The organism is Candidatus Falkowbacteria bacterium (assembly GCA_013336275.1).
Lineage (GTDB): Bacteria > Patescibacteriota > Patescibacteriia > Patescibacteriales > GWE2-39-37 > JAAXUA01.
In genome coordinates this window covers 133,913-157,489 of sequence record JAAXUA010000002.1, presented here as the reverse complement: position 1 = coordinate 157,489, position 23,577 = coordinate 133,913, and the positions used below count along the sequence as shown (strand labels likewise).

Sequence of the window (23,577 nt, the reverse complement as noted above, 5' to 3'; positions counted from 1 at the left end):
AATTTAGCTAAAAATAAACAAAAAAAAGCGCCTCAGCCATTGTGGCTGTGACCCTTCTTTATTATTCGTTTGATATTAGCAGTCAGATCATGATTTCCAGAGCTAGGACCAGCTCATCCCCGGCCTCGATACCTTCCTTTTTTCTGATTTCTGCCTTGAGCGGCAAGATGTAGGTCCCTTTCTTCTTGTCAGGGAAAATCGAAGTCCGCCAAACCGTCTTGCCGATCGTGGCATTGACCGGCAAAGAGCCCCAACCGCGGCTCATGCTACCGAACAGTTCCCTGATCTCATTAGAGATGGCTGGCGGCACTGAGACGAAATACCAGCTGCCCGCTCCTTGATACAACCAGACTTCAGCCTTTATTTCATAACGCAAACCCTTCATATGATTGCCGATTTAATAATCTTCAACTCTGCCGATACTTTCTCAGACAAAGATTAACGCCCCATCAATACTATAATCATAGCAGCAAAATCGCGGATTCCCCAGCTCCCGGAAAGGGCAACGTAAGCATTTGCAAATTAGCTATTTTTGCCTTTTTCCAGTACAATACAGGAATAATAATTTTCTTACCCTATGTGTTTAGCTGTTCCCGGTAAAATACTCGAAGTCACCGGCGAAATCGCCTTGGCCGATTTCAATGGCATCCAAAAGGAAATCAATGTTTCCTTGATAAAAGCCGCGGTCGGCGAATATGTCGTGGTTCACGCAGGCTTCGCTATCGAGAAGACCGATGAGAAATCGGCCAAAGAAGCTTATCAATTCCTGAACCAATGAGCCAGAATCCGCAGCAAATCATCTCCAGCATCGCCGCCAAGGCGCAGAAACTCGATCGGCCCGTCAAGCTGATGGAACTCTGCGGTACGCACTCCCAATCAATCGCGATACACGGCCTCAAGAAACTTTTGCCGGCCAATGTCTCTTTGGTCACCGGACCCGGCTGCCCAGTCTGCGTCACCGACCAATCAGATATCGACGTCATGGTCGAGCTTGCCCTCAACGATGTCCCGGTAGCCATTTACGGCGACACCCTGCGCGTGCCTGGCAACGTCATGAGCCTTGAGGAGGCCCGACGGCGCGGGGCTGACGTCAATATCGTCTACGACACGACACAGGCCCTGGAGCTGTCCAAGTCCAAGCCAAGGCTGGTATTTTTCGGGCTCGGCTTCGAAACTACTACTCCCATGACCGCCTGGGCCATTAAAAAGGGCCTGACCGTCTATTCGGCCCACAAGCTTTTCCCACCAGCCATGGCCGCTCTGTTGGCCAACAAAGATAATCGCCTCGACGGTTTCATCGACCCTGGTCACGTCAGCGCCATCATCGGCACCGCAGTATACAGCCAATTCAAAGTTCCTCAGGTAATCGCCGGCTTCTCGGCCGTGGACGTGCTCAAAGCCATCGACATGCTACTCAGCCAGATCTTGGCCAAAGAGCCGCGAGTTGAAAATGAATACACCCGAGTAGTACGAGCTGAGGGCAACAAACGCGCCCGTGATATCAGCGACGAAGTTTTCCAAGTGACCGATGCCCGGTGGCGCGGTCTAGGGCTGATACCCGGCAGCGGGCTCGAGATCCGGCCAGCCTTCAAGGATCGAGACGCTTCGCAGATATACAAAAAAATTGTCAGCGAAGTCAGACACCGACCAGCCAAACCGACTGCCTGCAAATGCGGCCTGGTGCTCCAGGGACTGATCGAGCCGACGGACTGTGCCCTGTTCGGCAAGGCCTGCAATCCGGACCAGCCCTACGGCGCTTGCATGGTTTCGGTCGAGGGGGCGTGCAATATCCGCTTCCGCTTCAATCAATAAAAAATATGCCAGAAAATATCAAAACTATCGAATTGGACCAGGGCGGCGGCGGCGAAAAGTCGTCGCAGCTGATAAGCATCATCCGCAAGACCCTGGCGGTCAAAGGCGCCTGGAAGAACACCGGCGATGACGGCGCCATATATGACTTGGGCGGCAAGAAGCTGGTCTTCACTACCGACGGTTTCATCGTCGATCCGATATTCTTCCCTGGCGGCGATATCGGCAAGATCGCCATGTGCGGCACCATCAACGACCTATGCGTCATGGGCGCTACGCCGATCGGCATCTCTCTGAGCTTGATCATCGAGGAAGGTTTTCCGGAAAAGGACCTGATTACCATCATCAAATCCATCAACGAAGTCTCGAAACAGACCGGCGTGCCGATCGTCACCGGCGACACCAAGGTTACGGAACGGGGCAAATTAGATAAGATCGAGATCACGACCGCCGGTGTCGGCTTGGCCAGCAAAGTCATCGACAACGCCGGCGCCCGTGTCGGCGACCTGATCATCGCCTCGGGCAATCTGGGCGACCACACCGTCGCCCTGCTGTCCAAGAGGTTCGATTACCGGACCAAGATCAAAAGCGATTGCCGGCCGTTCATCAAAGAACTCGCGAGCGTCGGCAAATATCTGACTTCAGCCAAAGACCCGACCAGAGGCGGCGTGGCCGCCGTCTTGAACGAGATGGCTGACAAGGCCAAAGCCCGATTCGTCCTGGACGAAGCCACTCTGCCTTTCGGCAAAGAAGCCGTCGCCTTGTCCGAGCTTTTAGGCATCGATAAATTCTCTTTTCCTTCAGAAGGCCGCTTCGTGGCGACGGTTAGCCAGCGCGATGCCGGCAAGGTCCTGACCCCCTTGAAGAAATTCAACAAGGAAGCCAAAGTGATCGGCCGCGTCGAGAAAGGCCGCGGTGTTTTCCTCAAGACCTCGCTCGGCAGTGAAAAAAGGATCGAAACGCCCAGAGGCAAATTAATCCCGAGAATCTGCTAGCAAAAAATAGATGACCTGACCGAAACTTATTCCCGCGTCCCCGCGCGGGATTTTCGTACTCAGATATGCGCCCTGGTCGGCCAGGACGGAAGAAATGATTTTGTTATTAGCCATGCCGCCGGCAAAATAGATCGGTGCCTGTCCGGTCTTGGCGATTTCACCGAGGCCGTCGGCGATATACTTTTGCGCGGTGGCGGCCAGGCGGCGCTTGTCCCCATCCAGGCGAGCCGCCAGATAAGCGAACAGCTCGGTAGTTTTCAATATGAGCATGCCATCGTCTTCGGTTACGGCGGGTTTGAGCAGATATGGCGTCGAGGAATTCTCCTCCAGGCAGGCGATTGGTCCATGCTTGCGTTTCCGCTCGTTGGGCGAAAAGCCCAATAGGACGGCGGCGGCATCGAGGATACGGCCGGTGCTTGAAGTCTCATAGCAGTTGAATCGCTGTGATGCTTGGGCAACAAGAAGATCGAATGTCTTTTTAGGATAATATTGCTTGATCAGGCTAAAAACTTCGGCTGGACCAAGAAACTTGCCCAGGACACTGACCAAGACACGGGCCGGTTCCCTGATGGCCAGGTCGCCGCCGATCAGAGTCTGATTCTCCAGATGGCCGATCCGCGTGATTGAAGCCTGTTTTTTAGAGATATTGATTTTAAAGATTTCCCCGCCCCAGATCAGCCCGTCATCGCCCAGGCCTGTACCGTCAGCGGCAATACCGACGAACGAATCCGGATGCGTCTGCCCATCGATCAGCCGATCACCCACCGCCGAAAAGACGTGGGCCAAGTGGTGCTGGACCGTTGCCAGTCGCGCCTTGTTTTTCTTAGCCAGCTCCCTGCCGTATATCGTCGTCAGGAAATCCGGGTGCAGGTCGGTCAAGACGACTGTCGGCACAAGCCCCTCTCGCTTGAGGTATTTCTGCAGGGCTGATTTGAAACTGCGGAAATTTTTTTCTTCAAGTAGGTCGCCGAATGACTCCGAATGATATATCTTGCCATTCGTGCAAACTGAAAAATTGCCATCCGACTCCGGACCCATGGCAACGATGACTTCTGCGGTTTTTAGCGGCAGGCGGTATTCCATAATCTCATGCTATTCAGTCCCTAAAATATAGCCCACTCCGCCCCTGCCGTCAAAATGGCAAAAAAAAGAAGCCCGGTTCACGTCCGGGCTTCGCTTCGGGCCACCTTAGCGGCCGATGACGTTGTCATAATAAAGGGCGGCGAATATCTGTGCTTGCTCGATCGAGTCGTTCAAGGGCGTATGGTCGTGCGGGTGGGCAGAAAGATACTTTTCCGGAATCAATTTGCGCTCGAACTTGAGCCACGACGGATGCTTGAGCATCGACATGGCGTAAGTCTTGACACAGAGGGCTGCGGCGGTGAATGGCCGCTGCCGGGTCAAGGCATAGAGATACCAGTAAATGAACATGAAGTCGAACGACCCCGGATAAGCGACCAGGCCGGCGGGGCCGGGCAAAGACTTGATCCAGGCGAGATACCGACGCATGACATCCTCGGGCGGCTGGGCATTGAGCCGGCATCTCTCCCAGGCGTCCGGGAATTTCTGCCACCAAGCCATTACCTCCTCGTCCTGCACCGCGCCTTCCAGTTCCAGCAGATTAGCTTCGAACGTGCTGATCTGCTCGTAGCCTGAAGCGCCGACCCGGAAAGCCACCGAACCCAGGGAAATCATGGAATTGATACCTGGCACCCGTCCGTCGGCTTCGATATCGGCGCTGATGAATATCTCCGACATGATCTACCTCCTTCGAATTGGGAATGGACTTCTTGCTTCTCTTTTCGCAAGGACTAGGCAGCCAGTGCCTTGATTGTCTTGCGCTTGAGCGTCAGCGAGTTGAGCAGGGCCGAAAAATGCCTGTCATCCATGGCGCTGAACGATTCGATGATCTTCTTGAAAAACCCCGTCCGCGTTCCAAGGTCCTTCGAACAATACAGCCACAGCAGATCAAGCAGTGCGGCCATCAGATCATGGTCCGGAGCCTCTTCGTCGTCCCGGCAGATGAGGTCGACCCACAGGCCAGGCTTGTCTTTGCAGCCGAAAGCGTGGATGCGGTCCAATTTCGGCGCCTTCTCGTTCAGCACGCCAGCACTGACAAGCATCTCGCGCACGGTCATGCCTGGCATCTTGACCAGGTGGGCGCAGAAGTCGCTCCCCGCTACCCGGACGATTACCAATTCATCTCTCAGTCGATGGTCCATTTTCTCCTCCTCGTCGATTGATAGGTCCCGAAGGCCTTAAAACTTTGCCAAACAGCAATAAAAACTGATAATTAATCAGTTTTTATCATCAAAACTTAGCAATATTCGACATTTTAGTCAACTTGCAAGAAACTTGTCCAAAATTCGCACTAACCCTCGACTATGGTTTTGAATCCGCCGTAAACCATGCGCTTCTCATCGAACGGCATCAGCTCGCCCATATAAGTCGGGTCGCTCATGTCCGGGTCCTTCATCACCTTCGCATTGATGCGATCACGATCGGCCCGTGACTTGAAGACCACGAACGAGAATATCACCGTCTCGCTCGGTTTGGCGCCAATCAGGCGCGGAAATTTGACTCCGGGCCACTTCGGGTTAAGGTCATCGCCGGCGCACTCGAAATATTCTAAAGCGCCGTATTTCTTCCAAATCTTGGCCCCCTTTTTGGCCATTTTTAGATAAGCAGGGAGATTCTTCTTTTGAATCGGAAGGACATATCCATCTACATACTTTGCCATATTTTTAACTTAATTATTATATAGTCAACATAATAAGCCGAGATGAATAAATTATTAAGCGTTATTTGCCTTCATATGCTTCTTGCAATTTAGCGATGTCGAACTTCTTCATCTTAAGAAAGGCTTGGGTCACGCGCGCCATCTTTTCCCCGTCACCGCTTTTCATCATCTCCTCCATGGCTGTTGGCACGATCTGCCACGAGAAGCCATACTTATCCTTGAGCCAACCGCATTGCTCCGCCTCCGGAACCGCCGAGAGCTTGTTCCAATAATGATCTATCTCCTCTTGCGTCTCGCAGTGGACGACGAATGAAATCGCTTCGCTAAAATTGAACTCATGCTTCCAGGCGCTGTCCATCGCGGCGAAGTCCAGGCCCGCAAGTTCGAAAGACGCATGTTTTATCGTCCCTTCCTTGTCCGGTTCCTCGCCCTTTCCATAGCGCATGATCCCCCCGATCTTCGAATCGCTGAAAATTGAAGCGTAGAAATTTATCGCCTCCTCCGCCTTGCCAGCTACGTCACCGACGAACATCATGGTCGGAGTTATCTTTCTCGCGGCCTTCATCTCGCCCATGAGCATGATCTGCCACGAGAGTCCGTATTTGTCCTGCAGCCAGCCATACCAGTCGCTGAACGGGTACTTGCCTAACTCCATCAAAGCCGAACCGCCTTCATAAAGCTTGCCCCACAAAGCGTCGACCTCCTCTTTCGTATCGCAGGCGACCAGCAATGAGACCGCCGGCGTGAATTTGAAATACGGACCGGCACTAATCAGGTTGAATACCTGGCCAGCAAGCTCAATATCGACGATATCGGCATCGCCAGAAGGCGTATCATGTATCGTCGTTACGTTATTGATTTTCGAGTCCTTGAAAATCGAGACGTAAAACTCAGCCGCCTCCTTGGCCTCTTTGTCGTACCACAGGTGCGTGGTTATTTTTTGTGTTTTCATATTATTAGTTTATATATCTACCTATATACTAGTATACCTAGCTGATTAAAAATTCATTAACCCCGTAAAATAAGAAAAGTCCCGGCTTGGCAGGACTTTTCTTATTGCCATTCGGCGCTGCTTTCTTTCTTGGCTTTGAGTTTTTTTATCCTGCTTTCCGCCAAAGAAGTCCAGCTAAGGATACCGATGGCCGATTTGATAGCCTCTTTTTCTTCTTCACTAAGAGGATGCTTATCCAATATCCCCATTAAAATGCTGGCTGCCTTTTTGTCATCCATATATTTTGTGCTTAATGAAAACTATCACTATCTCGATGATGATGAGGATGGAAAAGATCCTGACATTGTACTTGGCCAGCCATTCCGGAAGATAAATGTCAAAATTAGCCTTCCGTTCAGAAGTATATTTTTCCGCGATCGTGGTGACTGGGCATTTCCAGCTATTGAAGAGGATGACCAGAATCTCCACGGATAGCAAAGCTGCGGGGACATAGAACCAAGCATCGAACCTGCCCATAAAAGCGAAATAAAAGGCGACGAAGTTAGAGCCGGACATTATCACCCAGATCAAGGTGTGGATTGTTTTTATCAGCTTGAGCATAAATTAATCATATTCCAGCATTGATGGCATACCAGATACTTAAATTATAACAATTTTCGGCATAAAATTCGACTCTGGGCTCGGCCGCAAAGTATAAAAAAACGGCAGACGTTTAGTCTGCCGCGGTGCGATATACGCGTGATTGTCGGTTGTGCCTTTACGGAAGGGCGGCCGATGGGCAGATTGCCTCCATCTCAGCCAGCCGTTCGAAAGCCAGATTCTGCAACCAGACGCTAAGCCTGGTCATGGATTCTCCATCGGACCTGTCCGTAGCCCTGCCCGTAATCGGGGCGGCCACGATTTTCAGGAGCAGAAACATGAAGTCGCCCTTGAGTTCTTCCGGAGAAGACTCGAACTCTTCGATAATCTGCCGCTCCAGTGGGCGTTTGTCGTCTTCATCGCCCATGCGTGAATTGTAATTCTGGCAGACCATACCCCTGTAGCTCTTGAGCGTTTCGGTGAATTTCGCGATCAGCCTGTTTTCTGCTTCGACATCACTACTACTTCTGACTGTACGTGACATGGGCTAGCCCTCCTGTTGTGGTCTGATAAATCGTTGATAATAGTTGCTCTGCTTTTGCTTAATTCCTCCCTGTTCAGTTTGATAGTGTCTGCCATAATCGATAACCCCAGTCGAAGGTGAATGAGTTGCCGGTCAGAGGCCAGTAAATCATTTCATCGATGATGCCGAGGAGATTGCAGATGATGACTAGCACCGCTACGGGCGCCGTGGCGTACATGCTGGTTTCTTGCAGGTAGCGCCGATACTGCCCGCCGAATCTGGCCAGCAGCATTTTTTCTTCCTGCTTGGCTCGAATCAAGTTGAGCGAATGATAGGCGACGGCGTAAAAGATAAACAGCAGATTGCCACTCAGCATTCCGAAGCCAGCAAAAGTCAGGAGATAGCTTGCATAAACGGGGTGGCGGATAACTTTGTATGGACCTGAGGTTATCAACTGGTGGTCGTCATAGACGTTTGCCTTGGCCGACCAATTGCGTCCGAGCGTGCGGTAGGCCAATAATTTCAAAACGAAACCCGTGACGATAATGACACCGCCGATAATTTTCAGCGCGTCGCTAGGTGCAAAAGTTACTGCCGTCCAGACTCGTGCCTGGCCGAAAAATAAGTACGCCAACGCCGACAAAAGCATCAGGGGCGTAAGCAGCCAATCCTTAAGCCAGATTACAGACATTCGCTGCCTTGTAGAACTGCGCTCAGCCTTGGGCCGTCCGTGCTTGAGATGCACATTTAGTATCAACAAATAATGTAAAAGGACAAACAATATTAAGATCAACTTCTCCATGTCAGGACCTCCTTGTCTGATTTAATATAGTTCAAATCAGCCTACTTTAAATGACATCCCTTGTCAATTTGAACAAAAAACTGATTTCATTGTTCAGAATCATTAATTATCTCCAAAAACAAAACGCTGGTTAATAATAACCAGCGCCCAGTAATCTTAGGGGTGCTTGAGGTAATTAAATTTGCTTTATTATCAATTATCGATAATTAATTGGTTGAAACAAAAGTATTGATTATTTTTTTCGGGAGGAATGAAATATCAACAAAATAATTTTCATAATTTGAGCCATCTAAATACACGTCTATTTTTCCGCCCACTTTAATATACTCTTTGGGGTTGCTGCAAATATCATCACTTCTAAATTCATAAGTCTTTCCCGTGGCCTGATCCTGAAACACGCACCAAATAACAAATGGGTTTTTTTTATTAATTCTCACGAGGCTATTAATTACAATTTTTGTCACGGTGCAACTGATTTTATTGCCATTTTGGATGAGCTTCATTCTTGTAAAGATTTTTCTTAGTTGATGAAATGACATGCGCCCACCCACTACTCCGAATATCAAACTAAAAACGATTAAAAACACGCTTGCAAACCAGTTGTCCCAGAAGCTATCGATTCTTGCATTTTGGGGATTATCAGAATCATACAACACGACCACCTTATCGCCAACCGCATACGGAGGGTCGCTCAACCCCGATTTAGATACAAAAACACGCTCATTGCCAATGCCATCAACGAAAGACACCTTGGTGTAATACGACATTGTACTAGGCGATGCATTATTGCGATTACTGGTCGATTTAGACATACGAGCGTCAAAACCAATTACTTTCCCCTCGACTTTTTTGCCAATTTTATTCAAGTTAATAGTTTCCCTCAGCTCTGGCAAGGAAAAAGACCAAAAAACAATAACTCCAACCATAAAAACCAATAAGCCGGCGAACCCCATAGCTTTATCTGATCTTGTAATAATCATAAAACAGCCTATTTAAATTTAATTTAGTGACCGAAGCAAATAATAGAATGTATTTAATTATATTATACCAACATACAGCATAAAATTCGAATTCCACTTTTGGGTACAAAAAAAATAACACCAATGTAAGGCGTTATTTTTCGTGGCTCCCGGGGTCGGATTCGAACCGACGACCAATTCGTTAACAGCGAACTGCGCTACCGCTGCGCTACCCGGGAATATTCTGTTTTTCAAACTAAAACTGCCCTCAGGCAGGTTATTGCTATTTTATGATATTTATAGCTTAGAGTCAATAGTATTTCATATTAGCTAAAATTATTGACAAATAAGCCTGAATATGGCAATAATTAACGATTGCCTGTTCATTCCCAATAACCTTAAAGGAGGGCTTATAGCATGAGGCATCAGATAATTTCAGTCCACCGGGAAACCGACCACGTTGTCGAAGTAGTTGCCACCTATGGCCTGGTACAGATCACTTTCCGCAAAGACGCTTCTGGCACAGTCACTCAGACCAAGAAAAGCCTGGCCTCTCCGGAAAAGACGCTGATCGGCCTTAATCTGCCGAAAGAGGTTTATGCCGAACTCCGAAAGCAGGTCAGTGCCATCTTTTCCGGACACGCCGCCAAGACTCAAGCAAAAACTACTCCCCCTAACCTGCCTCAGCCCAACACTGACAAGGAGCTGAAAATCGCTTGGCCGTACCATCGCCAAGTTTTGGCTTTTGCGGCCTCACAACGGTTGACAGCAGCCGAAGCCGAAAAGCAGCTGTTTCTGGATTCGATTAAGGACCCGGCCTATCGCCTGCCCGATTTTCCCTACTTGCACCCCCGGGAGCAGGCCTGTTTCGAATTGTTGCGCCAAACCGGCATCAAGCCGCTGGTCCAGGGAGTCCTGGGTTTCAGCCGGACCGACCGTTTAGCGGACAAAGAAATAAAGGTAGAATTCAAATCTGCCGACCTCAACGCCGCCATCAGGATGCAACAGCATATCTTGGACCGATATTTAGGGACGGTAGAGAAACTAGCCGGAGAAACCGACCGTCTCGACGACCTCAAGCTGTTGGCCGGACAGATTCACGGCTTGGTCTTGTCCTGGAAAGAACTTACCATCAAAGGCAGACTGACACCGGAAGAGCTGACCGAGCACATCAAGAACTTGGCCGAGGAGATCGGCAGAAATCTGGCTCGCAGCCGCAACCCTCGCAAGAGCTCGGCTCGCAGCCAAGCCAAACATCTGACCGAGCCGCATGACTCGCTCGACAGGACCAATCCTGGTGCCCAAGCTGCCAGAACCGCCGCCCTGCTTAACCGCTTGGCTGAACGCCTCGAAGAGATCGCCTCTATCGTGCCGTTCATCCTCAGGCGCAAGCAAGCACTCGAAACGAAGAAAAAAAACGTTCTCGACGGGCTCAGCGAATCCTTGGACCAACTGAGCGTGGTGATGCAAAGCTGGACCATGAAACAGCTGTCGCCTGAAGCCTTGCGCCTTCTGCTCGGTCAAGTGCTGTTCTCACTGGCCCAAGCTTCGGTCCTGCCCTATCGCGCTCAGGGCATCCAAGCCGAGTTCTATCTCAAAGCCGCCCGACGCCACGCCGAAGACCGCAAGCTGGCCACTAGCCTGATGTCATCGGCCAAAAAAATCCTGGATTGCCGCCCTTTCGACTAACAAAAAGCCCCTCGTACTGAGGGGCGTTTTTTTATCTGAAAAATATTTCTGTTTAGTAGTCGCGCAGCTTCTTGATACCTTCGTGTTTCTGGATGCGCTCGAGAGCCTTGGCCTCGATCTGGCGGATACGCTCGCGGGTAACGTCGAATTCACGGCCGACCTCTTCCAAGGTGTGGGCCACGCCATCGACTAAGCCGAAGCGCATTTCGAGAATCTTCTGCTCGCGCGGGCTCAAGTGCGAGATGACCTCGCGGACATAGTCCTTCAAGAGCTGCAAAGCGGCGGCCCGGTCCGGGGTGACGTTCTTGACGTCCTCGATGAAGTCTTCCAGGGTCGAATCCTCTTCGTCTTCACCGATGGAGGTTTCCAAGGAAATGGTATCCTGGGAGATCTTGATGACGTGCCTGACCTTCTCGATGTCTTCGCCCATTTCCGAAGCGATCTCCTCGGGCATCGGTTCGCGGCCCAGGTCCTGAATCAGCTGGCGCTGGATCTGCTGGAATTTATTGATAGTCTCGACCATGTGGACCGGGATGCGGATGGTGCGGGATTGGTCGGCCAAGGCGCGGGTGATGGCCTGGCGAATCCACCAAGTTGCGTAGGTCGAGAACTTATAGCCTTTGCGATATTCGAATTTTTCGACGGCGCGGAACAGGCCGATGTTGCCTTCTTGGATCAGGTCCAGCAAGGACAAACCCTTGGCGCCGGTGAATTTCTTGGCGATAGATACGACCAAGCGCAGGTTGGCTTCAATCAGGCGGCGCTCGGCCTCCTTATCGCCCTTCTCTTTGCGCTTAGCCAGCTCGATTTCTTCCGAGTTGGTCAAGAGCGGCACTTTGCCGATTTCCTTCAAGTACATCTGGATCGAGTCGGCAGACAGTTCGGAAATATCGAATTTCTTTTTGTCTTTGGCGGTGCCGGTGATTTCGGCGACGCGCTGCTTCTTCTTCTCGTCCAGCTCGAAATCCAAAAATCCTCCCGAATCCTCGATGATCTGGATGCCGTTCTTCTGCAAATCCTCGAGCATGAGCTCGTAGTCGAAGAGGTATTCCTCGACCTGAGGGAAGACAAACAAAATCTCCGTTTCCGTGACGAAGCCGCGGGAACGTCCTTTGACGATCAGGCTCTTGACCTTGACATCGTCCGGTATGATGATCTCGGCCTCGACGGGCTTGGCCGCTTTGGCTGCCGGCTTCTTCGGCTCAGGCTTTTTCACAGCCTTCTTCACCGGAGCAGGCGCTTTCTTGACCGGCTTCTTCGGCTCAGGCTTTTTCACAGCCTTCTTCACCGGAGCAGGCGCTTTCTTGACCGGCTTCTTCGGCTCAGGCTTTTTCACAGCCTTCTTCACCGGAGCAGCCTTCTGAGTTTTTGGAGTTGGCTTGGCTTTTTTGTTTGCCATTATCGTGATTTGCTAATTAATATGATTAAACTCCTTTAGTTCTTCGGACAGGAACTTGAACTCCTCGAGCAGGGGTTGTAGGCGACTGAGGTTGTTCTCGGCCTCAACCTGCTTGATCAGCTGGCTGACGTCCTTCAGCCGTGATTGTAAATACTGCTTCTTGAGCCAGGCGGTCAGGCGAATGATTTCGGCCCGCGCTTCTTCCAGCTCCAGCTGGAAAAATTCCTTTTCTCCCAGCAACGTCAATTCATCCAGCTTGCGCTTGATCCGATCGATTGCCGGTTGGTCAGCCAACAAAGCATGAGCGGCTTCAGGTAAGTTTAGCCACTCTCTAATGATTTGATAACTGAATTGGTTGCTTTCTGGGGCGTTTTGTGGCCTATTTTGGCCATCGCCGATGTCTTCGGCCAAGGTCCCCGAAAGCCAGGTTTCAGTGTTTTTATTATAATAGATTATCAGCCCCTTGTAAAGACCCTGATTGGCCGAACCGATGACCTGATCGAGCTGCAGATTGTTCGCCAAATAACTGAAATAATTGGGCTGGCGCAACGCCAAAGCCAGGAGCAGCTCGGACAATTGCTCGCCTCGGCTCTTGGGGGCCAGCGGTGCCGCCTCTTTTGGCCGCGGTCTCGGGTTGTTCTGCGGGCGGAACTGCGCCTCGGCGGCCGCCAAGTCCTCGCGCAAGGCCGTCTCGGAGATATCCAACCGCTGCGACAAGCGCTTGAGCCAGAAATCCTGTTCACTGCGGTTTTCCCTGCCCAGCTCGACGAGCTTGGGCAAGAGGACTTTCAAGGCCGCCCGCCGATGCTCGATATTGCGGACATCGAGCGTAGCCAGCGCCTTGTCGAAGTAGAATTCCATCACTTGCTTGCCGGAGGCGACCGCTTGCCGCCACTCTTCGGGATTGTTGCGGATGCAATCGTCCGGGTCCTTGCCGTTCGGTATTTCAACCACTTTCAAATGGAAGGTATAGCTCTGTTCCGGATCGACGTAACGGCGCAAGCGGCCGCGCGCGTCTTCCGCCTCCATTTCTTGATAGTCGATGGAGCGGGCCATCTGCTCTCCGCGCTGGATCGCTTCTTGCCCGGCGGAATCGGCGTCGAGCGCCAAGGAAATGTTGGTCGTGTAGCGCTTAATCATGTCCAGCTGATCGGCGGTCAAGGCCGTGCCCGAAGTTGCGATCACGTTCTTGAAGCCATGCTGGTGAGCGGTAATGACATCCATCTGCCCTTCGACCAGGACGGCCGCGTTCTCCTGCCGGATTGCCTGCTTGGCCCGGTTCAACCCGAAAAGTATTTTGCTCTTGTCATATATCGAAGTCTGTGGGCTATTGATGTATTTGCCCATCTTCTCGGTCGCTTCTTTTTCCGGGCTGACGCGGGCCGTAAAAGCGACGACGTCGCCGTTGGCATCGGCGATCGGGAACATGATGCGTCCGCGAAAACGGTTATAGAAACGATTAGCGCCTTCTTTCTTAGTACTTAGTCCGGCTGCGAATATCTCGTTTGGCGTGAAACCGCGGCTGCCTAGAAAATTAACCAGGTCATCCCAGCTGTCCGGACTGTAGCCGATGCGCCACTCGCTGATTGTCTCTTCGCTCAGACCGCGCTGGGCCAGATAATCGCGAGCCGGCTGGGCTTGCTTCGAGGTGGTGAGAATGTGATGATAATATTTGGTGGCGAGTTCCATGGCGTCGAGCGAGCGGCTTCTTTGTGAAGCCAGCTTCGGGTCGGCTTGCTTGAGCTCGACGCCTGCCTTGGGCGCCAGCAGACGCAGCGTCTCGATGAAAGACAGGCCCTCGATGTCCATGACAAAGGTGAACAGGTCGCCGCCCTTGCCGCAACCGAAACAGTGCCAGATCTGCTTGTCCGGACTGACGATGAATGAAGGAGACTTCTCGCGATGGAACGGGCAATTGGCGCGAAAATTCACACCGGCCGGTTTGAGGTCGATGTAGCCGCGGATGACATCCACGAGGTCGAGTTTGGCTTTTACTTCATCTGAGGGATTCATTGTCTATTTGAAACTTGGGATTTAAATTTAAAACCTACCAGAACTTATACCATTTCTTCTCTGATTCCGGCTGCGCCCCTGGAGCTGGCTGGGACAACAATCCCATAACCACCTGCTTCAGCCGCTCTACTTCCCCGGCCACGATCGGTCCGTCATATTCGGCATTGTGCATGTGGCTGCCTTGGTAGCTAGCCCGCTTCTGATCCAGATGCAGGCTGAAAACGACGCTTTGCTGGTCTTCCTTGACGTACATATGTAGGCGCGGGTAGAAATCCCGGGTCATGCGTCGGACATAACTGTCCTTGCCGGTTTTACTGTCATGGATAAAGCCATAACCGGCTCGCCGCAAAATAACATCACCAGACAGATTTATCTTATTTTTGTCAAGAGAAAAGTCCATATTGCCAAATCAGTTATTAGTGCTACCATTATATGGCATTAAACCCCTTAGGTCAAAAGGGGTTTTGTGCTACAATTAAAGTAATTATCAATATAACGAATGTCACTTTACCTCTACATTTTCGGCAGCGTCTTTTTGGTTTCGGCCGCTTCCTTGATTGGGATCTTCTTCCTCTTCTTTTCCGAATCCAAGACCGAACGCGTAATCATGTTTCTGGTCAGCCTGTCAGCCGGCACGATGCTAGGCGACGCCGCCATCCATCTTTTGCCCGAAGCCGCCGAGAAGGCCGACGGCAAACTCCTGATCTGGTACCTCTTCCTGGTTGGCGTTTTGATGTTCTTCGTCTTAGAAAAAATCGTCCACTGGCACCACTGCCACAACCACGAAGAATGCGAGCATAACAAAACCTTGGGCGTAATGAATCTGGTCGGCGACGCCTTGCATAACTTCATCGACGGCGCAGTCATCGCTGGCGCTTTCCTGGTCAGTATCCCTTTGGGGCTGGCCACCTTGATCGCCGTCCTGGCACACGAAGTCCCACAAGAGATTGGCGACCTCGGCGTCCTAATCCACTCCGGCTACACGCGCGCCAAGGCCCTGACATATAATTTTCTTTCTTCTTTGCTTTCAGTCATCGGCGCGGCCCTGACCCTGCTCTTGAGCACCAGGATTCCGAATCTGACCGATTATATCCTGCCGATAACCGCCGGCGGCTTCATTTACATCGCCACTGCCGACCTGATTCCAGAGTTGAAGAAGCACACCGCCCTCTCCAAGACCCTGCAGCAGTTCTGCGGCATCATCTTGGGCATCGTCATCATGTCATTGCTCAAGAATCTCGGCTAGCGCCAATATTTCCGACATACAAAAAAGTCCCGGATTATCCGGGACTTTTTTTATCGTTAACTACTGATGTTTACCAGCTGGAACGACGTTCACGATTGCCGCCGCCGAAACCTCCGCGATCACCGCCACCGCGATTGAAATCACGGCGAGGTGGGCGCTCAGTCATTGGACGAGCCTCGTTAACGGTCAGGGTGCGGCCATCGACTTCTTTGCCGTTCATAGCATCGATTGCCTGCTGTGCCTCGTCGTCATTATCCATTTCGACGAAACCAAAACCCTTAGAGCGGCCAGTCATCTTATCAGTGATGATGCTCACTGAAGTGATAGCACCGAACGGAGCGAAAGCCTCGCGAAGAGACTGCTCAGTGGAGCTATAAGACAAGTTGCCGACGTATAACTTCTTTGCCATACAAGTTTGCAAACTTATATTTTATAAAATGTAAGGCGACCTTCTCTTCGCCTCTACTCTCGCATTTGTATGACAAGAAATAGAAAACTTACTGAGAAACACTTACGCGGGTAATCATAGCAAAAATCAGCCAAAATGTCAATACAAGCGGGAGGCCGATGGATATTGGTGATTTTAATTGACAATAAGGCTATTTTATAGTATGGTGAAGAATCTTTGCTTAGCAAAAACACCAAAAAAACGCCCGAAAGGAGGCTTTGCCATGCATAATGCACTTTATCAATTGCCCATCTGGGGGTTAGCACTCCTGCTCTATCTCTTGACCGGCTTCGTCATCGACGCCGGACGGGAGACGCTCGAAGGCTTTTCCTACAACGTCTCGCACGCCGCCCGCTATGGCGACATCGGTCTGATCGTCATCATCCTGATCGCCGTGACCGTCCTGAAACGGGTGCACATCCTGCCCTCTTGGCTGACCTCCGACCTCTTGCATCTGGCCCTGGCGTTCGTCTGCCTGGGGCTCGGCGTTATTATCGAAGTCGGCGTTCTGGCCAACTCGAACTGGCAGCTCGGCCAAGCAGTGGACATCTACCACAACCTGGCAATCGTGCCGCTGTTTCTCTACCTCCTGGCCATCCTGTTGCCGGTCACCTACCTTTATGGCAGGTCTGGCGAAAAGACGGCCACTATTCTGCTGCTCCTGCTCTGGCTGGCGCTCGTCATCTATGACGCTAGCTCCGGCCGGCTGAACCAGCGCGAATGGCTGGAGAAAAACGGATACTCCGATATCCTCAAGAACCGCTGATTGCGAACGGACTGGACGTCTACGTCTACGACTGGTCGCAATGATCAACACTCTATGCAACACAAGCCACTGGGTAACCGGTGGCTGTTTTTTATTTGAAGAAATTATTGATTTTTTACGACAATGGCTATTCGATCAGAAAATCCTGGCCATTGATTGCGCTAGCTTCGTCTGACGCCAGATATGCTATCTTTTGGGCAACCTCCGCTGGCTCGACCAAGCGATGATTCGGAGTCCGGGCGATGCGCTCTTCCAACTCCTCTTTCGGCGCCGTCAGCCAATAGCCGACGTTGGCTGCGCCGGGAGAAACCGAATTAGCGCGGCCATTCGATGAAGATAATAATTTAGCGTAGGCTTTAGTGACATTCACGATGCCGGCCTTGGCTGCGCCATAGGAAATGGCATCTGCGCTGCCGGAGTGTCCGAGTTCGGAAGCGACATTCACTATCACGCCCCTGCCTTGCCGCTTGAATGCCTCCGCGGCATATTTCGACATATTCATTACTGAGACCAAATTTTGACCCAACGACTCTATCCAGACTTTCGATTCGCCATCCCATTCGTCGCCGTCGATATACCGCCCGGCATTATTAACCAGGACGTCGATTTTGCCGAATTTTTCAAGCGCCTTCTCCGCTACCCGCTTGGCATTGCCTTCTTTGATTAGGTCCGCCTTGATAGCAATGGCCTTTCTTTTCAATTTCCTTATTTCCTTGACTGTGTCTTTGGCGCCCTCCTTATTACTCTTGTACGTAATCACGACGTCCGCTCCTTGCTGAGCGAACAAAATCGCAGCGACTTTGCCGATACCGCTCGAACCGCCGGTTACTAGGACAGTCTTTTCTTTGAACATAGATATTTTGATAAATGCTAACAATTTAAAGTTAGCATGACTTGGCGCGAAACTCAATTTTCATAGCACAAAAGAATCTCAGAGGACAAATTGCTTCTGCATTAAAACGAGCCGGTTTTTACTTCGCCTGCTCGTTTATAAGAAGCGATGATGACTCCGCTGGGTGATGCTTGAGACTCCACGAGAGTGAAGGCCGCGGGGATGACGCCCTCAGCGAACAAACGTTTTCCCGAACCGAGCGTGATGGGAAATATTTTGAGCCACAATTCATCGACCAAATCGTTCTTCAAAAGCGTTTGGATCAAGTTACCGCTCCCATGCACTTGCAACGCCGGCCCGTCCTGCTCTTTGAGCTTTCTTATCTCATTCACGACATCGTCTTTGATAACCACGGTATTCTCCCAGGCAGGGTTCTTAAGGGTTTTAGTGACAACATATTTTGTGATTTGATTGACTTGAGGCCACTCTTCCGTATGCTGCGGCCAATAGCCTGCAAATATTTCGAAAGTTTTTCTTCCAAGAAGAAGGTCGTACTTCCCTTTCATTTGTTCACTCATGACTTTGCCTGCGAACTCATCAAAATATGGGACTGTCCACCCGCCGAATTTGAAACCGCCCGAAGTATCTTCCTTGGGGCCGCCAGGCGCCTGCATGACGCCATCGAGCGTTATAAAAGTCAGAACAATGATTTTTCTCATATGATTATATTAGTTTATGTTTCATCATAAACCACCTGCATTAACAAAATATTAAAAACAGCCCGACAATTTCCGGGCTGCTTTATGTGCGGAGAGAGAGGGATTTGAACCTACCTGCCGGCAGGCAGGCAGGGCGGAAGCCCCTTTGATCATTTCAAAAACCTTTCATTTAATATCTAGACTATCACTATTATTATTTCTGATTGACATCCGCCTATTATCAAGCGAGAATTCTTACCCTCCCGTCTTCACAAAATAAATCAGACCCCATAATGGGGTCTGATTTATTTGGCGGAGAGAGAGGGATTTGAACCCTCGAAGCCTTTTACAGCTTACCCGCTTTCCAAGCGAGCGCACTCGACCACTATGCGATCTCTCCAAATGAAAACGCCCGCCAGAAGCAGGCGTTTTCTATGATACTAATTATTTCTGCAGTTGTCTAGTGATGATATTTTTGAGCCCTTCGATCTTCCGGCCATCGCTGGCAACCAAATCCTCGTAAGGATTAGCTCCCACCACTATCTCGCCATTAATGAAGGTCGTCGGCGTGCCGTTGACGTTAAAGGTCTTGGCCTCTATCATCTCATTTATCACCTTGTCCTTATACTTGCCGGTGTCCAAACACTGGTTGAATTTAGCCTGATCCAGGCCGATCGCCTTGGCATCGTCCTTGAACTGCTTGTCGTACATCCGGCCAGCCTTGTTGTCAGCGAACAGCTTGCCATACATCTCCCAGAACTTGCCCTGTTCGGCCGCGCACTCGCTAGCCTCAGCTGCCTTCAGGGCGTAAGCGTGGATATTTATAAGAGGCGCGTGCCGGAAGACTACGGCCAGCTTGTCGCCGAATTCGGCCTTGGCCTTCTCGACGGTATCATAATAATCCGCGCAGAACGGGCACTCGAAATCATCATAGATGATCATCACCACTTTGGCGCTCAAACTGCCCCAGACGTGATCTTTGTCATCGGCAAGCCGCACTGGCAAAACCTTGCCCAACTTCGACTCATCGAAACTGCCGGTCTTCTGCAGCTCGGCTTCTTTTGCCTGGTCAAGCTGTCCATTATCGGCGGTCGAGGTAGCTATCTGCTCGATCGGGGTGATTGACGGAATCTTCTTCTGGGCGATCCATAGCCCGACAGCCGTGACCAAGACGAGTGCCAAGACGACAATCGTCAGTTTGGCAGTGGCCTGGCCGAGTGGCTTTTCTCCTTGATTCATACTCTTATTTTAAAGTTTAGGTTTGTTCTTGTGCCATGCGGTCGCCTGCTGGTAGTGATGAGCGGCGGACAGCAGGGTCGATTCCTCGAAAGCCCGGCCGATCAGCTGCAAGCCAACCGGCAAGCCGTGAGCCGTGCCGCACGGGATGGCCAAGGCGGGCAACCCGGCCAAAGATGCGCCGGTGACAAAAATATCTTCGAGGTACATTTTCAATGGATCAGCCGCCTGTTCCCCGATCTTGAAAGCCGGGTGGGGCGAAGTCGGGGTCAGCAGGAAGTCGACCTCGGCCAGGACTTTGTCAAACTCTTCTTTTATCTTAGTACGCACCTTCTGTGCCTGGAGATAGTAAGCATCGAAATAGCCGGCCGAGAGCGCGTAGGTGCCGAGCATGATGCGGCGCTTGGCCTCTTGGCCGAAGCCCTGGCCGCGGCTGTTGGTATAGACCTTGTCCAAGCTGTTCTCGTTGGCATGGGTGGAATAACCGTAACGGATGCCGTCATGGCGGGCCAGGTTCGAGCTGACCTCGGATGGGGTAATAATATAATAGACCGGCACCCCGTATTTGGTGTGCGGCAAACTGACTTCGACGACCTCGGCGCCGAGCTTCTTGTATTCCTCGATCGCTTCCTTCACGGCGACGCTGACTTCCGGTTCGATACCGTCGGTAAAATATTCCTTAGGCAAACCGATTTTCTTGCCTTTAAGCGGCGAGCTTAATTCATCTCGATATTCCGGAACCGGGCGATCGACGGTCGTGGCATCATAGCGGTCAAGCCCGGCGATTACCTGTTCGACGATGGCAGCATCCTCGGCCGTCTTGGTCATCGGCCCCGGCACGTCGGTCGAGCTGGTCATGGCGACCAGTCCGAAACGTGAGCTGCGGCCGTAGGTCGGCTTGAGGCCGGTAATGCCGCAGAAGCTGGCCGGGCAGCGGATCGAGCCGCCGGTGTCGGTGCCCAAAGCGAACAGGCACATATCAGCGGCAACAGCCGCGGCTGAGCCCCCTGAGGAACCACCAGGCACGCGCTCCAGGTCATAAGGATTGTGGGTGGTTCCGAAGGCGCTGTTCTCGGTCGAAGCACCATGAGCGAACTCGTCCAGATTGGTCTTGCCCAAGAGCACGGCTCCAGCCTCTTTCAGCCGCACGACTATGGTCGCGTCGTAAGGAGCGATATAGTTTTCCAAAATTTTTGAAGCGGCCGTCGTTTTAATGCCGGCGGTCATTATATTATCCTTGCAAAGGAAAGGGATGCCTAAAAGCGGGCCGGTCTCTCCGGAGGCGCGGCGTTCGTCAGCAGCGCGAGCTGCGGCTAAAGCCTCGTCGGCAGCTACAGTCAGGCAGGCTTTGACCTCGCCATCGACCTCTTCGATGCGGGCCAGGCAAGCCTCAGTCAATTCGACTGATGTCACCTCTCCAGCCTCCAACTTGGTTTGCGCTTCCGCTATTGTCAGTTCGTTCAATTTCATAAAAATTATTGTTTACTCAAGAATCCGCTTTACCTTGATCTGGCCATCTTCCAGTTCCGGGGCCAGTTCAAGAGCGTTCCTAGTCTGAGTCTCGTCCCAGACCTCGACTTGGTCTTCGCGCCAGACGTTTTCCAGGCCGGTGACCTGAGCGGTCGGCTCGACGCCGGCCGTGTCGACCTCGGAAAGCTGATCGATATACGACAAGACGGCGGACAACTGTTCGCCGTATTTAGTAACTTCCTCTTCGGTTAGTTCCAATCTCGCCAACTTGGCGACATGTTCGATTTCCTGTTTGGTTAAATGCATATTTTATAAGACTATGAATTGGCTATTTTCAAAAATTCTTCTTCTGTCAGGATTTTGACGTCAAGTTTTTTTGCGTCTTCCAACTTGCTGCCGGCCTCGACACCAGCGACCACGAAGTCGGTCTTTTTGCTAACGCTACTGCTAATTTTGCCGCCTAATTCTCTTATCTTAGCTTTTGCCTCGTCTCTTGTCAAACTGGACAAGGTGCCGGTCAAGACCAGAGTTTTGCCGCTGAATGCGGCATTTGAGACGATTGATTTTTGATTATTTTTATTTAATTTTAGCCCATTTTTTGCTAATTTTTTCAACAATTCGATATTGTGCTTGGCGTGGAACCATTCGTAGATGCTCTGCCCCACGATCGGTCCGATATCGGGCAGTTCCTGCAGCTCTTCCAGGCTGTAACCGTCCATTATCTCAATCAATCCGCCTATCGATAGCTCGTCGTCTGGTTCTTTGCTTTTGGCAATTTCCTTGGCCAAAAGCAATGCCGTCTCCTCGCCGACGTGCCTGATGCCCAGGGCGACCAGCAGGCGTTCAAGCGGCACGGCCTTCCGTTCGTTGATCGAGTCGATCAGGTTCTCGGCCGATTTCTCGGCGAAACGCTCGAGCGGCAAGAGGTCGCCGACCGTCAAGGCATAAAAATCTGACGGATCGGCCACCAATCCCTCTTTAACCAGCTGATCGATGATTTTCGGTCCCAGTCCGGGGATATCCATGGCGACTTTTGAGGTCCAATGATAAAAGCCCCGCAGATTGGCGGCGTAGCAGCTCTTGTTCGAGCAGCGATAAGCCACCTCGCCTTCAAGGCGGACGACCGGGCTGTCACACATCGGGCACTCTTTAGGCGGCGCGATTTTCTTTTCCTTGCCATTGCGTAGATTTACAAGCGCTTGGATAATTTTGGGTATGACATCGCCGGCCCGCTCTAGAATCACCGTATCGCCCAAGCGCAAGTCCAGCCGCTCAATCTCGTCCATATTATGCAGCGTCGAGCGGCTGACGGTAACGCCGCCGACCCGCACCGGCTCGAGGACAGCAGTCGGAGTCAGGGCGCCGGTACGGCCGACCTGCCAGATCACATCCAAAAGCTTGGTCGTTACTTGCTCGGCCGCAAACTTGTAGGCCATGACGTAACGCGGGCCTTTGCCGACGACGCCCAACTTGGGCCACAGCGTGGTGTCATCCACCAGGATTACCGCGCCGTCACACTCGAACGGCATCTCGTGCTTATGCGCTTCCCAATGGTCATGGAATTTGATGGCCTCATCAAGATTTTTGCAAAGCTTGTTCTCTTTCAGAATTTTAAAACCTAGCAGCTTGGCTAGCTCATGCTCTTCTTCGTGTTTGGTCAGACCGAGTTCGGTCACCAAGGCATAGACATGGAAATCAAGCTGTCGCTCAGCCGTCACCGACGTATCCAGCTGCCGGATCGATCCGGCCGCGCCGTTTCTCGGGTTGGCCAGCAAAGGCTTGCCCTCCTTGGCGTATTTCTTGTTCAGGTTCGCGAAGGTCTTCAGGTTCATGATCGCTTCTCCGCGAACCTCGACCTCGCCATTATTGATCTTATCAAACAACGTATTTATCGAAGCCTGGGTCAGGCCGATCTTTTTCAATTCAGCCAAGGTCGGGACGCGCAAACGTAACGGAATAGACTCGATGGTCCGCAGATTCTGGGTAACGTTTTCCCCGACCCGGCCGTCTCCCCGGGTCGCTCCCTGGACAAAGACACCCTGGCGATAGACCAAGCTCATGGCCAGGCCGTCCATCTTCAGTTCGCAGTAATAGCTGAATTTCTGGCCCGGCAGTATGCGTTCCATCCTAGCCTCCCAGTCCCTCATGTCTTCAGGTGAAAAGGCGTCATACAGCGACAGCATCGGCTGGCTGTGCTCGACCTTGGCGAACTTGGCCAGGACCTCGCCGGCTACGCGCTGGGTCGGCGAATCAGGAGTTATTAATTCGGGATGGGCTTGCTCAAGCCTGAATAGCTCGTGCTTCAAGGAATCAAGCGCCGCCTCGCTGATTTCCTGTTGGTCCAGGACATGATAAAGATAGCGGTGATGGTCTATCTCCGCTTTCAGCTTATCTATCCTTTGCTTGATTTCTTGGCTCATA

Annotated in this window: 27 protein-coding genes and 2 tRNA genes; 6 read left to right on the top strand and 23 right to left on the bottom strand. The window is 51.5% G+C overall.

Annotated features, from left to right (window positions below; translation table 11 throughout):
* Nucleotides 1-82: 82 nt before the first annotated feature.
* Nucleotides 83-385 carry a DUF1905 domain-containing protein gene (locus HGA34_02440; GenBank protein ID NTW22384.1) on the bottom strand — a complete coding sequence of 101 codons (303 nt, stop codon included), beginning with the start codon at nucleotides 383-385 and terminating at the stop codon, nucleotides 83-85.
* 192 nt (nucleotides 386-577) lie between these two features.
* On the opposite strand from HGA34_02440, the gene HGA34_02435 reads away from it, so the two are divergent.
* Genes HGA34_02435 through hypE form a run of 3 tightly spaced genes read left to right on the top strand, consistent with a single transcriptional unit; the run spans nucleotide 578 to nucleotide 2,804 of the window.
* A complete protein-coding gene (locus HGA34_02435; GenBank protein ID NTW22383.1) occupies nucleotides 578-778 on the top strand; it encodes a HypC/HybG/HupF family hydrogenase formation chaperone in 201 nt (66 codons plus the stop codon).
* Nucleotides 775-1,812 carry a hydrogenase formation protein HypD gene (gene hypD / locus HGA34_02430; GenBank protein ID NTW22382.1) on the top strand — a complete coding sequence of 346 codons (1,038 nt, stop codon included), beginning with the start codon at nucleotides 775-777 and terminating at the stop codon, nucleotides 1,810-1,812. The genes HGA34_02435 and hypD overlap by 4 nt, the downstream gene beginning before the upstream one ends.
* 5 nt (nucleotides 1,813-1,817) lie before the next feature.
* Nucleotides 1,818-2,804, top strand: a complete 987-nt coding sequence (hypE, locus tag HGA34_02425; protein ID NTW22381.1) for a hydrogenase expression/formation protein HypE — start codon at nucleotides 1,818-1,820, stop codon at nucleotides 2,802-2,804.
* Here hypE and HGA34_02420 read toward each other — a convergent pair.
* The 11 genes from HGA34_02420 to HGA34_02370 all read right to left on the bottom strand — a co-directional run bounded on the left by HGA34_02420 (nucleotide 2,784) and on the right by HGA34_02370 (nucleotide 9,598).
* Nucleotides 2,784-3,887 carry a hypothetical protein gene (locus HGA34_02420; GenBank protein ID NTW22380.1) on the bottom strand — a complete coding sequence of 368 codons (1,104 nt, stop codon included), beginning with the start codon at nucleotides 3,885-3,887 and terminating at the stop codon, nucleotides 2,784-2,786. The two genes, hypE and HGA34_02420, sit on opposite strands and share 21 nt — an antisense overlap.
* Before the next feature lie 105 nt (nucleotides 3,888-3,992).
* Nucleotides 3,993-4,562 (bottom strand): exonuclease, encoded by a 570-nt coding sequence (locus tag HGA34_02415; GenBank protein ID NTW22379.1) that lies wholly within the window; start codon nucleotides 4,560-4,562, stop codon nucleotides 3,993-3,995.
* 53 nt (nucleotides 4,563-4,615) lie between these two features.
* Entirely contained in the window at nucleotides 4,616-5,026 is a 411-nt protein-coding gene (locus HGA34_02410) for a hypothetical protein (protein NTW22378.1), read from the bottom strand.
* 149 nt (nucleotides 5,027-5,175) lie between these two features.
* Complete coding sequence (locus HGA34_02405; protein ID NTW22377.1) at nucleotides 5,176-5,544, bottom strand: DUF1428 domain-containing protein; 369 nt, start codon at nucleotides 5,542-5,544, stop codon at nucleotides 5,176-5,178.
* Nucleotides 5,545-5,605: 61 nt separating this feature from the next.
* A complete protein-coding gene (locus HGA34_02400) occupies nucleotides 5,606-6,496 on the bottom strand; it encodes a VOC family protein (protein NTW22376.1) in 891 nt (296 codons plus the stop codon).
* A gap of 101 nt (nucleotides 6,497-6,597) precedes the next feature.
* Entirely contained in the window at nucleotides 6,598-6,774 is a 177-nt protein-coding gene (locus tag HGA34_02395; GenBank protein ID NTW22375.1) for a hypothetical protein, read from the bottom strand.
* Nucleotides 6,767-7,096, bottom strand: coding sequence for a hypothetical protein (locus HGA34_02390; protein ID NTW22374.1), 330 nt, complete (start codon nucleotides 7,094-7,096; stop codon nucleotides 6,767-6,769). Before HGA34_02390 ends, HGA34_02395 begins: the two co-directional genes overlap by 8 nt.
* 157 nt (nucleotides 7,097-7,253) lie before the next feature.
* Nucleotides 7,254-7,619, bottom strand: a complete 366-nt coding sequence (locus tag HGA34_02385; protein NTW22373.1) for a hypothetical protein — start codon at nucleotides 7,617-7,619, stop codon at nucleotides 7,254-7,256.
* A 73-nt stretch (nucleotides 7,620-7,692) separates the two neighbouring features.
* The gene (locus HGA34_02380) at nucleotides 7,693-8,289 is read right to left on the bottom strand and encodes an isoprenylcysteine carboxylmethyltransferase family protein (GenBank protein ID NTW22372.1); all 597 of its coding nucleotides are present in this window, start codon (nucleotides 8,287-8,289) and stop codon (nucleotides 7,693-7,695) included.
* Nucleotides 8,290-8,606: 317 nt separating this feature from the next.
* Complete coding sequence (locus HGA34_02375) at nucleotides 8,607-9,380, bottom strand: DUF3592 domain-containing protein (GenBank protein NTW22371.1); 774 nt, start codon at nucleotides 9,378-9,380, stop codon at nucleotides 8,607-8,609.
* A 143-nt stretch (nucleotides 9,381-9,523) separates the two neighbouring features.
* A tRNA-Asn gene (locus HGA34_02370) sits at nucleotides 9,524-9,598 on the bottom strand.
* Between the two features lie 178 nt (nucleotides 9,599-9,776).
* Between HGA34_02370 and HGA34_02365 the strand changes: the two genes are divergently transcribed.
* Entirely contained in the window at nucleotides 9,777-11,048 is a 1,272-nt protein-coding gene (locus tag HGA34_02365; GenBank protein NTW22370.1) for a hypothetical protein, read from the top strand.
* 52 nt (nucleotides 11,049-11,100) lie between these two features.
* Here the strand turns inward: HGA34_02365 and HGA34_02360 are convergent, their stop codons facing one another.
* Genes HGA34_02360 through HGA34_02350 form a run of 3 tightly spaced genes read right to left on the bottom strand, consistent with a single transcriptional unit; the run spans nucleotide 11,101 to nucleotide 14,860 of the window.
* Nucleotides 11,101-12,447, bottom strand: a complete 1,347-nt coding sequence (locus tag HGA34_02360; GenBank protein NTW22369.1) for a sigma-70 family RNA polymerase sigma factor — start codon at nucleotides 12,445-12,447, stop codon at nucleotides 11,101-11,103.
* 12 nt (nucleotides 12,448-12,459) lie between these two features.
* A complete protein-coding gene (locus HGA34_02355) occupies nucleotides 12,460-14,460 on the bottom strand; it encodes a DNA primase (protein NTW22368.1) in 2,001 nt (666 codons plus the stop codon).
* 34 nt (nucleotides 14,461-14,494) lie between these two features.
* On the bottom strand, nucleotides 14,495-14,860 hold the full coding sequence (locus tag HGA34_02350) for a hypothetical protein (protein NTW22367.1): 366 nt from the start codon (nucleotides 14,858-14,860) through the stop codon (nucleotides 14,495-14,497).
* 99 nt (nucleotides 14,861-14,959) lie between these two features.
* On the opposite strand from HGA34_02350, the gene HGA34_02345 reads away from it, so the two are divergent.
* Nucleotides 14,960-15,706 carry a ZIP family metal transporter gene (locus tag HGA34_02345; GenBank protein NTW22366.1) on the top strand — a complete coding sequence of 249 codons (747 nt, stop codon included), beginning with the start codon at nucleotides 14,960-14,962 and terminating at the stop codon, nucleotides 15,704-15,706.
* A gap of 70 nt (nucleotides 15,707-15,776) precedes the next feature.
* Here the strand turns inward: HGA34_02345 and HGA34_02340 are convergent, their stop codons facing one another.
* Complete coding sequence (locus tag HGA34_02340; protein NTW22365.1) at nucleotides 15,777-16,115, bottom strand: RNA-binding protein; 339 nt, start codon at nucleotides 16,113-16,115, stop codon at nucleotides 15,777-15,779.
* 262 nt (nucleotides 16,116-16,377) lie between these two features.
* Here HGA34_02340 and HGA34_02335 point away from each other — a divergent pair, with 262 nt between their 5' ends.
* The gene (locus HGA34_02335; protein ID NTW22364.1) at nucleotides 16,378-16,920 is read left to right on the top strand and encodes a hypothetical protein; all 543 of its coding nucleotides are present in this window, start codon (nucleotides 16,378-16,380) and stop codon (nucleotides 16,918-16,920) included.
* A gap of 127 nt (nucleotides 16,921-17,047) precedes the next feature.
* On the opposite strand, the gene HGA34_02330 is transcribed toward HGA34_02335, so the two are convergent.
* The 7 genes from HGA34_02330 to ligA form a co-directional block, all read right to left on the bottom strand.
* A complete protein-coding gene (locus HGA34_02330; protein NTW22363.1) occupies nucleotides 17,048-17,773 on the bottom strand; it encodes an SDR family oxidoreductase in 726 nt (241 codons plus the stop codon).
* A gap of 101 nt (nucleotides 17,774-17,874) precedes the next feature.
* Nucleotides 17,875-18,471, bottom strand: coding sequence for a dihydrofolate reductase family protein (locus HGA34_02325; GenBank protein NTW22362.1), 597 nt, complete (start codon nucleotides 18,469-18,471; stop codon nucleotides 17,875-17,877).
* 289 nt (nucleotides 18,472-18,760) lie between these two features.
* Nucleotides 18,761-18,850, bottom strand: a tRNA-Ser gene (locus tag HGA34_02320).
* Between the two features lie 44 nt (nucleotides 18,851-18,894).
* Nucleotides 18,895-19,689 (bottom strand): thioredoxin domain-containing protein, encoded by a 795-nt coding sequence (locus HGA34_02315; protein ID NTW22361.1) that lies wholly within the window; start codon nucleotides 19,687-19,689, stop codon nucleotides 18,895-18,897.
* Nucleotides 19,690-19,698: 9 nt separating this feature from the next.
* Nucleotides 19,699-21,156 (bottom strand): Asp-tRNA(Asn)/Glu-tRNA(Gln) amidotransferase subunit GatA, encoded by a 1,458-nt coding sequence (gatA, locus tag HGA34_02310; GenBank protein ID NTW22360.1) that lies wholly within the window; start codon nucleotides 21,154-21,156, stop codon nucleotides 19,699-19,701.
* Between the two features lie 12 nt (nucleotides 21,157-21,168).
* The gene (gene gatC, locus HGA34_02305) at nucleotides 21,169-21,462 is read right to left on the bottom strand and encodes an Asp-tRNA(Asn)/Glu-tRNA(Gln) amidotransferase subunit GatC (GenBank protein NTW22359.1); all 294 of its coding nucleotides are present in this window, start codon (nucleotides 21,460-21,462) and stop codon (nucleotides 21,169-21,171) included.
* A gap of 11 nt (nucleotides 21,463-21,473) precedes the next feature.
* Nucleotides 21,474-23,576 (bottom strand): NAD-dependent DNA ligase LigA, encoded by a 2,103-nt coding sequence (gene ligA, locus HGA34_02300; protein NTW22358.1) that lies wholly within the window; start codon nucleotides 23,574-23,576, stop codon nucleotides 21,474-21,476.
* Nucleotide 23,577: the final 1 nt, after the last annotated feature.

Bases quoted from the DNA above. Each gene is read 5' to 3' on its own strand.
- HGA34_02440 (NTW22384.1), bottom strand. From the start codon at position 385: ATGAAGGGTTTGCGTTATGAAATAAAGGCTGAAGTCTGGTTGTATCAA.
- HGA34_02435 (NTW22383.1), top strand. From the start codon at position 578: ATGTGTTTAGCTGTTCCCGGTAAAATACTCGAAGTCACCGGCGAAATC.
- hypD (NTW22382.1), top strand. From the start codon at position 775: ATGAGCCAGAATCCGCAGCAAATCATCTCCAGCATCGCCGCCAAGGCG.
- hypE (NTW22381.1), top strand. From the start codon at position 1,818: ATGCCAGAAAATATCAAAACTATCGAATTGGACCAGGGCGGCGGCGGC.
- HGA34_02420 (NTW22380.1), bottom strand. From the start codon at position 3,887: ATGGAATACCGCCTGCCGCTAAAAACCGCAGAAGTCATCGTTGCCATG.
- HGA34_02415 (NTW22379.1), bottom strand. From the start codon at position 4,562: ATGTCGGAGATATTCATCAGCGCCGATATCGAAGCCGACGGACGGGTG.
- HGA34_02410 (NTW22378.1), bottom strand. From the start codon at position 5,026: ATGGACCATCGACTGAGAGATGAATTGGTAATCGTCCGGGTAGCGGGG.
- HGA34_02405 (NTW22377.1), bottom strand. From the start codon at position 5,544: ATGGCAAAGTATGTAGATGGATATGTCCTTCCGATTCAAAAGAAGAAT.
- HGA34_02400 (NTW22376.1), bottom strand. From the start codon at position 6,496: ATGAAAACACAAAAAATAACCACGCACCTGTGGTACGACAAAGAGGCC.
- HGA34_02395 (NTW22375.1), bottom strand. From the start codon at position 6,774: ATGGATGACAAAAAGGCAGCCAGCATTTTAATGGGGATATTGGATAAG.
- HGA34_02390 (NTW22374.1), bottom strand. From the start codon at position 7,096: ATGCTCAAGCTGATAAAAACAATCCACACCTTGATCTGGGTGATAATG.
- HGA34_02385 (NTW22373.1), bottom strand. From the start codon at position 7,619: ATGTCACGTACAGTCAGAAGTAGTAGTGATGTCGAAGCAGAAAACAGG.
- HGA34_02380 (NTW22372.1), bottom strand. From the start codon at position 8,289: ATGTCTGTAATCTGGCTTAAGGATTGGCTGCTTACGCCCCTGATGCTT.
- HGA34_02375 (NTW22371.1), bottom strand. From the start codon at position 9,380: ATGATTATTACAAGATCAGATAAAGCTATGGGGTTCGCCGGCTTATTG.
- HGA34_02365 (NTW22370.1), top strand. From the start codon at position 9,777: ATGAGGCATCAGATAATTTCAGTCCACCGGGAAACCGACCACGTTGTC.
- HGA34_02360 (NTW22369.1), bottom strand. From the start codon at position 12,447: ATGGCAAACAAAAAAGCCAAGCCAACTCCAAAAACTCAGAAGGCTGCT.
- HGA34_02355 (NTW22368.1), bottom strand. From the start codon at position 14,460: ATGAATCCCTCAGATGAAGTAAAAGCCAAACTCGACCTCGTGGATGTC.
- HGA34_02350 (NTW22367.1), bottom strand. From the start codon at position 14,860: ATGGACTTTTCTCTTGACAAAAATAAGATAAATCTGTCTGGTGATGTT.
- HGA34_02345 (NTW22366.1), top strand. From the start codon at position 14,960: ATGTCACTTTACCTCTACATTTTCGGCAGCGTCTTTTTGGTTTCGGCC.
- HGA34_02340 (NTW22365.1), bottom strand. From the start codon at position 16,115: ATGGCAAAGAAGTTATACGTCGGCAACTTGTCTTATAGCTCCACTGAG.
- HGA34_02335 (NTW22364.1), top strand. From the start codon at position 16,378: ATGCATAATGCACTTTATCAATTGCCCATCTGGGGGTTAGCACTCCTG.
- HGA34_02330 (NTW22363.1), bottom strand. From the start codon at position 17,773: ATGTTCAAAGAAAAGACTGTCCTAGTAACCGGCGGTTCGAGCGGTATC.
- HGA34_02325 (NTW22362.1), bottom strand. From the start codon at position 18,471: ATGAGAAAAATCATTGTTCTGACTTTTATAACGCTCGATGGCGTCATG.
- HGA34_02315 (NTW22361.1), bottom strand. From the start codon at position 19,689: ATGAATCAAGGAGAAAAGCCACTCGGCCAGGCCACTGCCAAACTGACG.
- gatA (NTW22360.1), bottom strand. From the start codon at position 21,156: ATGAAATTGAACGAACTGACAATAGCGGAAGCGCAAACCAAGTTGGAG.
- gatC (NTW22359.1), bottom strand. From the start codon at position 21,462: ATGCATTTAACCAAACAGGAAATCGAACATGTCGCCAAGTTGGCGAGA.
- ligA (NTW22358.1), bottom strand. From the start codon at position 23,576: ATGAGCCAAGAAATCAAGCAAAGGATAGATAAGCTGAAAGCGGAGATA.